Here is a 13,315-nt window from a genome sequence, read left to right as displayed (position 1 = left end):
GTTAGCTAACATGTCAACATCATGTCAGGAAAACTAACAATTATTTTTCAGAAAATTAAAACCACTCCCTTTTAATCGGAAATGGCTTCACTTTACTATCTGTTTAACGTTTGTACGGCCCCTAAAATAGCATATTTCACATGTTCATATGTTAATCCACCTTGGATAAACGCTGTATAAGGTGGACGAATCGGTCCATCAGCTGTTAACTCCATACTAGAACCTTGTACAAATGTACCTGCCGCCATTATGACATCATCTGCATAACCAGGCATATAAGCCGGTTCAGGCATAAATTGAGCATTTACCGGAGAATGCATTTGTATTGCTTTGCAAAATTGAATCATTTGTTCAGCATTTTGAAAAGAGACCGATTGTATTAAATCGGTGCGCGGCTCTGCATAATGGGGTTCCGTGTTCATTCCTACCTCCTCTAAAAGAGCTGAAGTGAAGATAGCTCCTTTGACTGCCTGAGATACGACATGTGGGGCAAGGAAGAATCCTTGATACATATCCATTAGTGCATGTAAAGAAGCGCCCGCTTCCGCTCCTATACCTGGAGAAGTCATACGGTATGCACATTTAGTGACAAATTCTTCTTTACCCGCTATATAGCCACCAATTTTCGCTAGCCCACCACCTGGGTTTTTAATCAGAGAGCCCGCCATTAGATCTGCCCCTACATCTGTAGGTTCCAACTCTTCTACAAATTCTCCATAACAATTGTCTACGAAAATTACTGCATCCTCTTTTATACTTCTAATTTCGATAACCATTTGCTTAATCTGATCTATTGTAAACGAAGGACGTACCGCATAGCCCTTCGAACGTTGAATAGCAATTACCTTAGTATTGCTTTTTACAGCATTTTTTACAGCATCCCAATTGATATCACCAGTTTCTAGTAAATCTATATGATTATACGATATACCAAAGTCAGCTAAAGACCCTGTATCCTCTTCTCCACCACTTACGATCGATTGTAACGTGTCGTAAGGTTTACCGGTTATATATAGCAATTCGTCCTGTGGTCTTAAGACACCGAACAAACTAATAGAAATAGCATGAGTACCTGAAATAATTTGAGGGCGAACAAGCGCAGCCTCTGAACCAAATGTCGTTGCATACACTTTTTCTAATGTATCTCGTCCCTCATCATCATAGCCATATCCAAAGGATGGGTGAAAATGATGATCACTAACACCATGTGTCTTAAAGGCTTGAATTACTTTTTGTTGATTTAAAAAGGCAGTTTTTTCTACAAGCTTTTGATATGGCGCTACTTTGGATTCTACCTTCTCAGCAAGCTCTAATATTTCCTTCGATAAAGTTGTTGTAAATGTCATGTTATATTCTCCTAATATTTATATTACAAATAGAAAAGACTAATCTCATAAATGAAATTAGCCCTTAGTTATTATCAAATATACCTTGGCCTATTTGAGCCCAGACTTTATCGAGCTCTATCGATAAAGACCACTGTAATTTGATAAGTTAAGTTAGAACTGTAACTCGCCGTCCCAGTCCATCATACCACCAGCAATGTTCGTAACCTCATATCCGTTTTCCTCTAAAATCTCACAGGCCATTGCACTACGGCCACCTGCTTTACAAACTATGTAATGAGGAACTGATTTGTCGAGTTGATCCATGCTGTTTTCGATTTGACCTAAAGCGATATGTTTAGCTCCAGGAATAATCCCAGTTGCCACTTCATCACTTTCACGTACATCTATGACACTGATTTGCTCACCAGCATCTAATTTTTCTAAAAGTTGTTCTGTTGTAATAACATTCATTTTAAACTCTCCGCTTCTGTGATTTCTTCTATAAAATCATAATGGGAGCATAGCTATCTGTCAAACAATCCATATTATTCTTCTGTCAGTTTAACTGGTTTTGAAGGAGCAAATGTGGAAATTGCATGTTTGTAGATTAACTGTTGCTTTCCATCTGATTCAAACAGGACAGTGAAATTATCGTATGACTTAACTAACCCTTTTAGTTGGAAACCATTTAACAAAAATACTGTTACAAAAATGTCATTTTTTCTAAGTTGATTTAAATATAAATCCTGAATATTTGTAGGTTTCATCCCAATACCCCCATTATACAATTTGCATGTTTAAACACACTACTATGTTAATATTCGCTTTTTTTATTCTATTTCCTGCATAAACTCATTAATTTCTTTCAATATTTTTTTTGCATCCGTGAAAGGATTAAACCAATTAATAGCCATTTTGTTTCGGAAATAGGTTAGTTGCCTTTTTGCATACCTTCTCGAGTTTTGCTTTAATTGTTCTATTGCATCTTCGAAGGAAACATCTCCGTCCAAATAAGCATATATTTCTTTATAGCCAATTGCCTGGATGGATTGCACATCTCTGATCCCTTTACTATGGAGCGTTTTCACTTCTTCTAGAAGGCCATTTTCTAACATTATATCTACTCGCTGATTGATACGATTATATAATTGCTCCCGATCTATGGATAGGCCAATAATATAATGATGATATACTTTCTCATGGCCTTGGTTTTGCTCTATAGCATTCTTTTGTTTCCCTGTAAGCTCTACTCGTTCAATTGCCCGAATTACCCGTTGGACGTTATTCGGATGTATTTCCATTGCTGCTTCTGGATCCAGAGAATGCAAAAGGTCAAATAGATCATCAGGAGACATTTTTTCTAATTCGGCTAGTCTGTTTTCATCGCGATCCGGTTGTTCCGTAAATCTAAAGTCAAACAGAACCGACTGAATATATAGACCAGTTCCTCCTACTATTATCGGAAGTTTACCTCTTGCTGTAATTTCTTCAATTTTTCCTCGGACGAGGCTTTGGTACTCCGCTACAGAGAAACTCTCTTCTGGACTTTTAATATCTAGAAGATGATGAGGAATTCCCTCCATTTCTTCTTTTGTAACTTTTGCAGTTCCAATATCAAGCTCACGGTACACCTGCATGGAGTCGCCATTAATAATTTCTCCATTAAATGCTTTAGCCAATTCAATACTTAAAGCTGTTTTCCCAACAGCAGTTGGCCCGACTATAGCAATTACGTTTGTTCTATTTAGCATTATTCCAACATCCAATTTACAATTATTTCATATGTTTGAAGTTTGTTTACCTCTTTTAGTATTTCATGTCTTGCATCCTCTACCAAATGGACAGTAACTTTAGACATTCCGACTTTTTTATAGCCCTTTGCGACTTTAAATAAATCCTTGCCATCCTTACCAACAGGGTCCTTGATACCACTAATAATTAAAACAGGTAAATCTTTTTTTATATGATTATTTTTTTTGTCATCGTGGATTATTCTTAACCCATCAAATAGGTCTATATAAAATCGGTTCGATGGTACGAAACCACATAGTGGATCTTCTATATATTTTTGTACTTCTGTTTCATCAGTTGTAAGCCAGTCAAATGGCGTCTTCGTATCTTGAATTTGTTTATTAAATCCTCCGAATGCCATACCATTTATCAAAGTCCCTTCAGATTTTGGGCTTTTAGCAGCGGATACAAGCTGAGCGACCACTTTACCGATTTCACCCATAACTCCAGGACTAAAAGTAGTACCTGAAAGGACCACTTTAGTTAATGAGTCGCTATACTTTTGCATATATCTACGAGCTACAAACGACCCCATACTATGGCCAAATAGAATGAGTGGCATATCACCCAAATCCTCTCGCACATGCAATAACACTTCCCGAACATCTTCTGTTACACGCTCGAATCCTAACTTATCTGCAAAATATCCAAATTCACCGTTTTTTTCAGCAGTTATGCCATGACCACGATGATCATGACCAGTAACGACAAAACCTTTACTCATTAAAAATGTTGCGAATTCATCATAACGACCGATATGCTCTACCATTCCATGTAGAAGATGGATATGAGCTATTGGGGGTGTATCAGGGGAAAACTTAACAATATGAATAAGATGATTATCTGACATTTTGCCTTCTAAGATAGTTTTCAGCTTAATCCCTGCTTTCTTTTAATGTAGCTTCGGTATAAAGTATTTCTAGTTGTTTATTAAACGCAGTCGTTTCTTCTTTAGAGTAATGCAATAATTGCTCCATCACTTTTACTACTTCTTCTTTATACTCTTTAAAATGCTGTATATCAAAGTAGAGCATACCTGTTCTTCTTACTAAAAAGTCTACAGGAGAATATGCCATTTCTTCATGCACCGCGTAATAGATTTGAGCGATAAGCGATAAAGGCAAAGTTGAAGGGATAGTAGAAAGAATTTGTGCATTCTGAAATACTTTATCAACATTCGTCCCATACATTTTAGCCAATTTTCTACCTTCTATACGAGATAGACCATAAGCTGGAGCCATTTCTTCCTTCTGAGTAAGAAAGGCTTCCCATTGCTCAGAGCCGCCAATATCCCCACCGGATAAAGCTAAGCGCTTAGTAACACATGGACCATATTTTTCATTTCCTAATTGTTTGGATATTTTATCTACTATTGTTTCTGCCATTTTACGATATCCTGTTAGTTTACCTCCAGCTATTGTAAATAAGCCTGCCTCCGATTGCCAAATCTCATCTTTTCGAGAAATTTCAGATGGATCCTTTCCATCCTCATATATTAATGGACGAACCCCTGCCCAAGTAGACTCCACTTGATTTGCTGTAACGTGAACTAACGGAAACATAGCATGAATGGCTTTAATTAGATAATCGACATCTTCCGGCGTTGCTACAGGATGTCGAATATCACCTTCAAAGAATGTATCCGTAGTCCCTACATACGTTTTTCCATCTCTTGGGATAGCAAAAACCATTCGTTTATCAGGAGTATCAAAATAGACAGCTTGTTTAAGGGGGAAAACAGATTGATCGATAACCACATGAACACCTTTTGTGAGCTTCAGTTTTTTGTTATTTTCAATAGCATCTAAAGCACGAACTCCATCTACCCAAGGACCAGTAGCATTTACTATTTTTTTTGCATGAATCGAAATTCTTTTATTGCTTACTGTATCTACAATTTCCGCTCCAATTACCTGGTTATAGTCATCATAAATAAAGGAACGAGCTTTAGCATAGTTTAAGCACACTGCCCCTTTTTCCATTGCTTTTTTCATGACCTCAATGGTTAGTCGAGCATCGTCCGTACGATATTCAACATAATAACCTCCACCAAGTAAACCTTTACTTTTTAGGAGGGGTTCTTTTTCCAGAGCTTCATGGTCAGAAAGCATTAATCTTCTCTCATCTTTTTTGACACCAGCTAAATAATCATACATTTTCAACCCAGCTGATGTAGTGAGAGGACCAAATGTTCCTTTTTTATGAAAGGGCAGTAGCATCCATATAGGCTCCGTCACATGAACTGCATTTTCATACACTATTTCTCTTTCTTTGCCTACATCCGCAACCATTTTCACTTCTAATTGCTTTAAATATCGTAAACCACCATGCACAAGTTTTGTTGACCGACTAGAAGTTCCCGCAGCAAAATCCTGCATCTCTACTAACGCAACAGACATGCCTCGAGTAACGGCATCTAGCGCAATACCCGCGCCGGTTATACCTCCACCTATCACCAATAAGTCAAACTCATAATAATTTAAAGTATTCACTATTTGCTCGCGTTCTACAGAAGACTTCAATCATTCCACCTCTTCATCTGAAAGTTTGAAAATACGTGTTGCCTCAACTGCTTTTGTCCAGCCTCTATATAGTTGATCTCTTTTCTTCGTTTCCATTTTTGGCTTGTACTGCTTTTGACTTTCTCGCAAGTTAGTAAGTTCTTGTTCATTTTTCCAGAAGCCTGTAGCTAGACCCGCTAGGAAAGCCGCTCCTAACGCCGTGGTTTCATTAAGCTTGGCAAGTTCAACAGGCAAATTTAACATATCACTTTGGAACTGCATAAGAAACTCATTGCTTACTGCTCCACCATCAACTCGCAATGTCTCTACATCTACTCCAGAATCTTTTTCCATCGTATCAAGCACATCTTTTGTTTGATAAGCGAGGGATTCTATCGTCGCACGGATGAAATGCTCTTTAGTTGTTCCCCTAGTTAATCCGAAAATAGAGCCTCTCGCTTCAGAATCCCAATAAGGCGTTCCTAATCCTACAAATGCGGGAACAAAATAGACCCCGTCTGTGGATCCAACTTTTTTTGCATAAACTTCAGATTCAGGTGCACTTTTTATCATGCGAAGCCCATCTCGAAGCCACTGAATTGCAGAGCCGGCAACGAATACACTACCTTCTAACGCGTAGGTTACTTTTCCATTAATCCCCCACGCAATAGTTGTCAATAAACCAGACGGAGAGGCAACTGCTTCTTCTCCCGTATTTAAAAGCATAAAGCATCCAGTGCCATATGTGTTTTTCGCCATGCCTTTGTCAAAACAGCATTGCCCAAAAAGCGCAGCCTGTTGATCTCCAGCAGCTCCTGCTATATCTATTTCTTTACCAAAGAAAACAGAAGGATCTGTCTGTGCATATACTTCAGATGATGAGGCAACCTTTGGAAGCATTTCCATAGGTATAGCAAGCTTCTCGCAAATCTCTGCATCCCATTGCTGATCATATATATTATAGAGCATTGTTCTGGAAGCATTGGAGTAGTCCGTAACATGGGCTTTTCCATTAGAGAGCTTCCAAATTAGCCATGTATCTATCGTTCCAAAAAGTAAATCGCCTGCTTCTGCTTGTTCTCTCGCACCATCCACATTATCCAGTATCCATTTTACCTTTGTTGCAGAAAAATACGGGTCCAATTTCAAGCCCGTCTTCTCTTGGAAAAACGTTTCTAAATCAGCCTTCTTCAATTCTTCAATGATGGATTGTGTTTGTCTCGATTGCCAAACAATCGCGTTGTATACCGGTCTTCCCGTGTGTTTGTTCCATACAACGGTCGTCTCCCGTTGGTTTGTAATTCCAATAGCATGAACGTCCTCTGGTTGGCTACCACTTTCCGTTAGAACAGCAGCTAATACGGATAATACAGATCCCCAGATTTCTTTTGCGTCATGCTCAACCCAACCAGATTTAGGAAAATATTGTTTAAATTCTCGTTGAGCAGAGTGAACAATATTGCCGAGCTCATCAAATAGTATTGCTCTAGAGCTTGTCGTTCCTTGATCGATCGATAATATATACTTTCCCATAATGGCTTCCTCCTACATAACTCGTTTGAACATTTTCTCCACTTCATAAGTAGAAAAATGTATGATAACTGGTCTACCATGTGGACAAGTCAATGGATGCTTTGCATTTTTTAAGCTTTCAAGCAACTGCTCCATATCCCTCATCGTTAAATAATGATTTGCTTTGATAGAAAGCTTACAGCTCATCATAATTGCTGCATCTTCTCGCAGTTTTTTTATATCTGTTTTACGGTTATTCAATACTTGTTCGATTAGACCTTCAATAATCTTCGTTTCTTGACCCTTAGGGAACCATGTAGGATAATCTCTTACGACAAAGCTTGAAGAACCAAACTCCTCTAAAAATATCCCTACATTTATTAATTCATCCAAAGACTCTTTAATACGGTATGCCTCGTCCAAAGAATAGTGAAAAGTTAGCGGCAGCAACAGCGATTGTCGCTCATCTGCATTTACTTCCCCTATCTTCTCCTTGTAAAACTCATATTTAACCCGTTCTTGTGCAGCATGTTGATCTATTAAGTAAAAACCATCATCACTTTGGGCAACAATGTATGTTCCATGGATTTGACCTACTACATGTAAATCAGGAAATGGCTTCTTCTCTTCGATATTTTCAATTGGTTGGACTTCGAAGTCTGTAAGCGGATCTACTTCTTCATATATGATACTTGTCTGTTTTTCAGGTGAACTGTGAGCCTGGTCAAAATACACTCCATCATTGGCAGGTGTTATTGGATCCTTTTGAACTGGCTCATACGTCTGTTTAAAGAAATTGAATTGTACACTTGGTTGCTTTTTCTCAACTGGCTTCTCTATAATTTCTGGTGGTTTCTGCACTCGATGCATAATAGAACGGATTGTTATACGAACCAATTCCATTAGCTCTTTTTCTTTGCTTAGTCGAATTTGATGCTTAGCCGGATGAACATTGACATCGGTAAGAATTGGATCCATTTCAATATTTAGAACTACTATTGGATATCTACCGATCGGCAACAATGTATGGTAGCTATCTACTATCGCATTATTTATACCATAGTGCTTTACCCAACGACCGTTCACTAAAACCGTTATATAGTTTTTAGATGCTCTCGTTATTTCTGGCAATGTCGCAAAACCAGAAATACGAAAATCCGATGAATCATTGTCGAAAGCGACCATTTTTTTCACGTTAGATATTCCGTATATGGCAGCCAAAACTTGTTTTAAATCGCCTCTACCACTCGTCTGCATAATGGTTTGTTGATTGTGCGTAAGTTTAAAGGCAATCCCTGGATAACTGATTGCTAAGCGATTTATCAAATCTATTGAATGACCTAATTCCGTTTGAATCGTCTTCAAGTATTTTAAACGAGCTGGCGTATTGTAAAATAGTTGACTTACAACAATATCCGTTCCTCTCCGAATCGGACCTGGGGTATTAGATATTACCCTCCCACCTTCTAACTCTACTTTTGACCCAATATTTTCACCATTTGATGTCCATAAACTAATCTTAGATACAGAGGCTATACTAGCAAGTGCCTCTCCCCGAAAACCTAATGAACGGATTCTAAAAAGGTCATGCTCTGTAGTTATTTTAGAGGTCGCATGTCTAGAAAATGATTTTAGCGCATCATCTGCGTCCATCCCCTTACCATTATCGGTAACTTGAATTTTAGACAGTCCTGCTTCTTCCAGCGTAATTTCAATAGAAGTACTATCAGCATCTATGGCATTTTCAACTAATTCTTTTACAACAGAAGCTGGTCTTTCCACCACTTCACCGGCTGCAATTTTGTTGGACAGCAATTCGTCCATTACAATGATTTGTCCCATTTCATTCACCTACTTTTGGGTTATTCTAGCTCTTTTTGTAGCTCGTATAAAAGTTGTAACGCTTCTAATGGAGTAGTACCCGATATATTGACTTTCTTTAACTTTTTCATAATTTTATCTGTCGCTTTATTTTCTGGGATAGTAACTAGTTCTTTACGTATCTTTGGTTGCTCATCAAAAAATGATAATTGCGTTTCGCTTACATTTACAGCACTTTCTCCCTTTTCTTCCTGATCTTCAAAAGTTGCTAAAATCTCACGGGCGCGAGAAATAATTTGTTCTGGTAGTTGCGCCAACTCAGCTACGTGAATACCGTAACTCTTATCCGCTGGGCCATCTTTTAACTTATGTAGAAAGACAACTTTGCCATCTTTTTCTGTTGCTGAAACATGAACATTTCGAAGCTTCGATAACGATTCTTCTAACTCAGTCAGTTCATGATAATGTGTAGAAAATAGCGTATTAGCACCTATATTTTCATGAATATATTCCATCATTGCCTGAGCTAAGCTCATGCCATCATATGTGGAAGTACCGCGACCAATCTCATCAAACAAAAGCAAGCTCTTATTTGTTGCATTCATAATAGCATGCTGCGATTCCATCATTTCTATCATAAATGTACTTTGGCCACCCGCCAAATCATCCGCAGCTCCAATACGAGTAAATATTTTATCGACAATTGGTAACTTTGCAGATTCTGCAGGTACATAGCACCCTATTTGCGCCATCACCGTTGTAATCGCAATTTGTCTCATAAAAGTACTTTTACCCGACATATTTGGTCCGGTGATCAACAGCATATTGGTCTCTTCCGTAAGTACACAATCATTCGGTACATATAGCTGATTGTTCATCATTTTCTCAACAACTGGATGTCTACCTTCTTTAATGATCATGGCATTAGAATCATGAAACACAGGCTTTGTTAAACGATGGTCCTCTGCCACTTGAGCAAATGATATAAAGACATCTAGCTCACTAATTTGTTTAGCCAATTTCTGAACAAGCGGTATATATGTTTTAATTTCTTCCCTAACTTGGGTAAATAGTTCATATTCAAGTACTAGGCTTTCATCTTCTGCAGATAAAATAAGAGATTCTTTTTCTTTCAGTTCATCCGTTATATATCTTTCAGCGTTCGCAAGCGTTTGTTTTCGAACATATCTAGACTCATCAGCTAAATGAATATACGATTTAGTTAACTCAATATAGTAGCCAAAAATACGGTTATATCCTATTTTTAGATTTTTGGCACCTGTAATTTCTCTTTCTCTTTGCTCTAATGCGGCAATCCATTTTTTACCGTTAACGGAAGCATCGCGAAGTTGGTCCAGTCGTTCATGGTAACCGTTATTAATCACTCCACCGTCTTTTACGGCAATCGGAGGATTTTCACTGATTGCTTCTTGTAACTTTCTCCAAATAACTTCACAATCCTCTAAAGCAGCTCCAAGTTTTTGCAACACCGTATCTTCCGATTCACTGAGTAGTTGCTTTATAATTGGCACCTTTGAAAGAGATTGTCTTAACTGCGCAAGGTCCCTTCCTCCAGCACTTCCAAATCCAATTCTTCCTACAAGTCTTTCTAAATCATATACTTCCTTAAAAGCCTCTTTAATCTCCTCACGAAGCATAAAGTCATTTAGAAAACTTGTCACTATTTCTTGACGTGCATCAATCGATTGTTTGTTTGCAAGTGGCTGATGAATCCATTGCTTTAACTTTCGGCCTCCCATTGCCGTTACCGTTTCATCTAGTAGCCATAATAACGTCCCTTTTTGGTCACCACTTCGGATAGATGATATTAGCTCTAGATTCCGTTTGGAATGGTAGTCCATTGCCAAAAAGGATTCTCTTTGCTGAAACGTGAAAGGCTGAATATGTAAAAGAGATTGTTTTTGTGTTTTTTGAATGTATTGTAAAAGTCTTTTTACTGTTTGATGCGTTTGTTTGGGATGATTCGGAATGTACTTTTGAATCGCTTCATCTGTTAACTCCTCTTTTTCAATCGAAACCGTAAAATCATGGATAGTTGATAAATCATTAATCAGTACATACATTTGTTCACTGACGATTAGTTCTTTTGCTTGGATGGAGAGTAGTTCCTGTACGACCTCTTTTTCATCACCAGAAAGAATAGTCGTAAAACCATCACCTGTCGATACATCCAAATAAGCAAAAGCAACTTCGTTTGATGCAAGTAAGTCAGCAGAAGCAATAAAATAGTTAGACTTAGTTTGCATTGCTTTTCCTTCTATAAGCGTCCCTGGTGTAACCAGACGTACAACTTCTCTTTTCACAACACCCTTTGCATGCTTTGGATCTTCTACCTGCTCACAAATAGCGACCTTATATCCTTTACTTATAAGTGTTTCAATATATCCTTGCGCAGAATGATGAGGAACGCCACACATCGGAATATTGTCCTTCCTACTGGTCAATGTAATTTCTAAAATCGCGGCAGCTTTAATAGCATCATCATGAAACAATTCATAAAAATCACCTAAACGAAAAAATAAAAAGGCATCTATGTGGTCTTCTTTAATTTTTAAGTATTGTTGCATCATTGGAGTCTGTGTAGTCATTTAAATCCTTCTCTCTTCTTTACTAATATAATGATTATACCAAAAAACAATGAAAAATGAGGGAGTTGGAAGAATCAATGAAAGGATTCATCTATTCATGACGAATAAAATGAACCCTGAATAAGTAACCTAATCAGGGTTCAAATAGTCTGTTACTTTTTAATTGGATTTTTCTTAAATGACTCTTTGTCAGCACGCTTGAATTCTTTTGGATATATAACTTCTTGCATCGATGATAATCCGTTATCTTTTAGTTTGAACTTTTCATGTGGTTGCTTACGTTCTTTCATTGAGAACACTCCTCTCGTTTTTAATCTTTGTTAGTTTTTCCTTTATCACGAGAGATATTCAGTGTTTTATAATGGAATGAACTTTATAAGCACTTCCAAAAATTTCTTTACTACATGCCTGCATATTTTCATTTGAAAATGGTATTTATAAAGCTAACGAGAGAAAAATGATAAAGCGCTTAAATTATTTTTCGTCAAAAAAAAAGCCGGTAGTAATAGCCGGCTTGTTAAATGGACGAAGAATCATCCACTTCTTTAGAGGAGCCTGTGGAACTCGAACTAGAGGAACTGGAAGATGAACTAGATGAGCTTTCTTCTCCATATGCCCATTCTTCTTCAAATTCCGCTTCATGTACTTGAATACAAATAGTTGTTTCCCCAACGACCTCAACAAGTATCTCTCTTTCTACTGTTACTTGGAATTGTGTACCACCTGAAATAATAATAGCCTCTGTACAGTTTGGTTGTTGCAGCACACGTACATGTACTTCTTCTCCCGTAGTGTCTTTATCGCGATAATGTAGTTTAATGCGATCTTTATAATTGATTGTTTCCGTGAATACGGACGTTTTGGAATGGTCATGGTGCGCATACCAAACGTTAATATCAAATTTTCCAGTTACTTCTACATATCTTCCGTGTTTTTTAGACGAACATGTGTGATTAATAACCCAGCAACCTAAAATACTCGATGGTGTATTCGGTGGACGAAGCACTTCACAGGATTCTGTTCTCTTTTTACCTTTCGCAACAACAGCTTTCGTCACAATATGGCGCATGTGTTTCATTTTTTTCCTCCTTGTAATCAAGTCATAACATCATATGCGCCCATCGCCCAATCGGTTCATCTTGTTACAAATGTTATGTAGAATAAAAAGAGGAAAACCATCATTAACTCACTTTTTGTCACATCATACGTCTATTCAATTGTTATTTTAGGCCAATTTGACTGCCAGTTTTTCCGCTGAATACGTTGCTCATATACTGCCATAAGATTTTTATCTTTTGCAAAGTGAGGGACTGGTTTCACATGTAGCTTCAGAATGTCCGCTACCCCATATGGAGCTACGAGCGCAATATCATTTTGTCCAAGTAATTTCACTCCAATGGCAGTCACCGTTTCAGGAAAATTGGCTATTCCCTCCGCTGAAGAATGATAAGGCGGCAAATTATTGATCTTGTGCATTCTCGCCTGATTTTTTACTGACCAAGGAATTGTGGGCATTAGTTTACGTAATTGATCCTCCCACTTTTTTTCCTCTGATTCTTCCTTATTGTTAGCATCAAAATAAATTACATCGATATCTTCTAAAGGCGTTCTTTCTATATAGCCATGTAATGCATCCCAGATTTTGGACCGAACAAATCCCGCGCATATCCACCAGTCTGGAAGGTCTAATTGTTGAGCTGCTCCTAATATATCCATCATCCATTTATCTTCTAGTATTAAATTTTTTATATCT

12 protein-coding genes are annotated in these 13,315 nt (G+C 37.7%); all 12 read right to left on the bottom strand.

Annotated elements, in window-relative coordinates:
* Positions 1 to 95: 95 nt before the first annotated feature.
* The gene (locus MHI40_RS06900; RefSeq protein WP_340762032.1) at positions 96 to 1,346 is read right to left on the bottom strand and encodes a methionine gamma-lyase family protein; all 1,251 of its coding nucleotides are present in this window, start codon (positions 1,344 to 1,346) and stop codon (positions 96 to 98) included.
* A gap of 153 nt (positions 1,347 to 1,499) precedes the next feature.
* Positions 1,500 to 1,799, bottom strand: a complete 300-nt coding sequence (locus tag MHI40_RS06895; RefSeq protein WP_093534883.1) for a rhodanese-like domain-containing protein — start codon at positions 1,797 to 1,799, stop codon at positions 1,500 to 1,502.
* A gap of 74 nt (positions 1,800 to 1,873) precedes the next feature.
* Positions 1,874 to 2,095, bottom strand: a complete 222-nt coding sequence (gene hfq / locus MHI40_RS06890) for an RNA chaperone Hfq (RefSeq protein WP_093534885.1) — start codon at positions 2,093 to 2,095, stop codon at positions 1,874 to 1,876.
* 63 nt (positions 2,096 to 2,158) lie between these two features.
* Complete coding sequence (gene miaA, locus MHI40_RS06885) at positions 2,159 to 3,079, bottom strand: tRNA (adenosine(37)-N6)-dimethylallyltransferase MiaA (RefSeq protein WP_340762031.1); 921 nt, start codon at positions 3,077 to 3,079, stop codon at positions 2,159 to 2,161.
* A complete protein-coding gene (locus MHI40_RS06880) occupies positions 3,079 to 3,969 on the bottom strand; it encodes an alpha/beta hydrolase (protein WP_340762030.1) in 891 nt (296 codons plus the stop codon). The genes miaA and MHI40_RS06880 overlap by 1 nt, the downstream gene beginning before the upstream one ends.
* A gap of 25 nt (positions 3,970 to 3,994) precedes the next feature.
* Positions 3,995 to 5,641 carry a glycerol-3-phosphate dehydrogenase/oxidase gene (locus MHI40_RS06875; protein WP_340762029.1) on the bottom strand — a complete coding sequence of 549 codons (1,647 nt, stop codon included), beginning with the start codon at positions 5,639 to 5,641 and terminating at the stop codon, positions 3,995 to 3,997.
* Entirely contained in the window at positions 5,642 to 7,153 is a 1,512-nt protein-coding gene (glpK, locus tag MHI40_RS06870) for a glycerol kinase GlpK (RefSeq protein WP_340762028.1), read from the bottom strand.
* Between the two features lie 12 nt (positions 7,154 to 7,165).
* Positions 7,166 to 8,974 (bottom strand): DNA mismatch repair endonuclease MutL, encoded by a 1,809-nt coding sequence (gene mutL, locus MHI40_RS06865; RefSeq protein ID WP_340762027.1) that lies wholly within the window; start codon positions 8,972 to 8,974, stop codon positions 7,166 to 7,168.
* A gap of 20 nt (positions 8,975 to 8,994) precedes the next feature.
* Positions 8,995 to 11,562: a DNA mismatch repair protein MutS gene (gene mutS / locus MHI40_RS06860; protein WP_340762026.1), complete on the bottom strand. Its 2,568-nt coding sequence runs from the start codon at positions 11,560 to 11,562 to the stop codon at positions 8,995 to 8,997.
* A 152-nt stretch (positions 11,563 to 11,714) separates the two neighbouring features.
* The gene (locus tag MHI40_RS06855; protein WP_340762025.1) at positions 11,715 to 11,852 is read right to left on the bottom strand and encodes a YfhE family protein; all 138 of its coding nucleotides are present in this window, start codon (positions 11,850 to 11,852) and stop codon (positions 11,715 to 11,717) included.
* Positions 11,853 to 12,079: 227 nt separating this feature from the next.
* Positions 12,080 to 12,640 (bottom strand): outer spore coat protein CotE, encoded by a 561-nt coding sequence (cotE, locus tag MHI40_RS06850; protein ID WP_093534899.1) that lies wholly within the window; start codon positions 12,638 to 12,640, stop codon positions 12,080 to 12,082.
* Positions 12,641 to 12,771: 131 nt separating this feature from the next.
* Positions 12,772 to 13,281 (bottom strand): nucleotidyltransferase family protein, encoded by a 510-nt coding sequence (locus MHI40_RS06845; RefSeq protein WP_340764418.1) that lies wholly within the window; start codon positions 13,279 to 13,281, stop codon positions 12,772 to 12,774.
* Between the last annotated feature and the right edge of the window lie 34 nt (positions 13,282 to 13,315).

This window comes from Psychrobacillus sp. FSL H8-0510 (assembly GCF_038008345.1).
Classification (GTDB): domain Bacteria; phylum Bacillota; class Bacilli; order Bacillales_A; family Planococcaceae; genus Psychrobacillus; species Psychrobacillus psychrotolerans.
The sequence above is the reverse complement of the archived record's forward strand: the minus strand, read 5'-3'. Positions and strand labels throughout refer to the sequence as shown.

Excerpts from the sequence above, each read along its gene's own strand:
- MHI40_RS06895 (WP_093534883.1), bottom strand. The coding sequence starts at position 1,799 with ATGAATGTTATTACAACAGAACAACTTTTAGAAAAATTAGATGCTGGT.
- cotE (WP_093534899.1), bottom strand. The coding sequence starts at position 12,640 with ATGAAACACATGCGCCATATTGTGACGAAAGCTGTTGTTGCGAAAGGT.
- mutL (WP_340762027.1), bottom strand. The coding sequence starts at position 8,974 with ATGGGACAAATCATTGTAATGGACGAATTGCTGTCCAACAAAATTGCA.
- mutS (WP_340762026.1), bottom strand. The coding sequence starts at position 11,562 with ATGACTACACAGACTCCAATGATGCAACAATACTTAAAAATTAAAGAA.
- MHI40_RS06900 (WP_340762032.1), bottom strand. The coding sequence starts at position 1,346 with ATGACATTTACAACAACTTTATCGAAGGAAATATTAGAGCTTGCTGAG.
- MHI40_RS06855 (WP_340762025.1), bottom strand. The coding sequence starts at position 11,852 with ATGAAAGAACGTAAGCAACCACATGAAAAGTTCAAACTAAAAGATAAC.
- miaA (WP_340762031.1), bottom strand. The coding sequence starts at position 3,079 with ATGCTAAATAGAACAAACGTAATTGCTATAGTCGGGCCAACTGCTGTT.
- MHI40_RS06845 (WP_340764418.1), bottom strand. The coding sequence starts at position 13,281 with ATGATGGATATATTAGGAGCAGCTCAACAATTAGACCTTCCAGACTGG.
- MHI40_RS06880 (WP_340762030.1), bottom strand. The coding sequence starts at position 3,969 with ATGTCAGATAATCATCTTATTCATATTGTTAAGTTTTCCCCTGATACA.
- glpK (WP_340762028.1), bottom strand. The coding sequence starts at position 7,153 with ATGGGAAAGTATATATTATCGATCGATCAAGGAACGACAAGCTCTAGA.
- hfq (WP_093534885.1), bottom strand. The coding sequence starts at position 2,095 with ATGAAACCTACAAATATTCAGGATTTATATTTAAATCAACTTAGAAAA.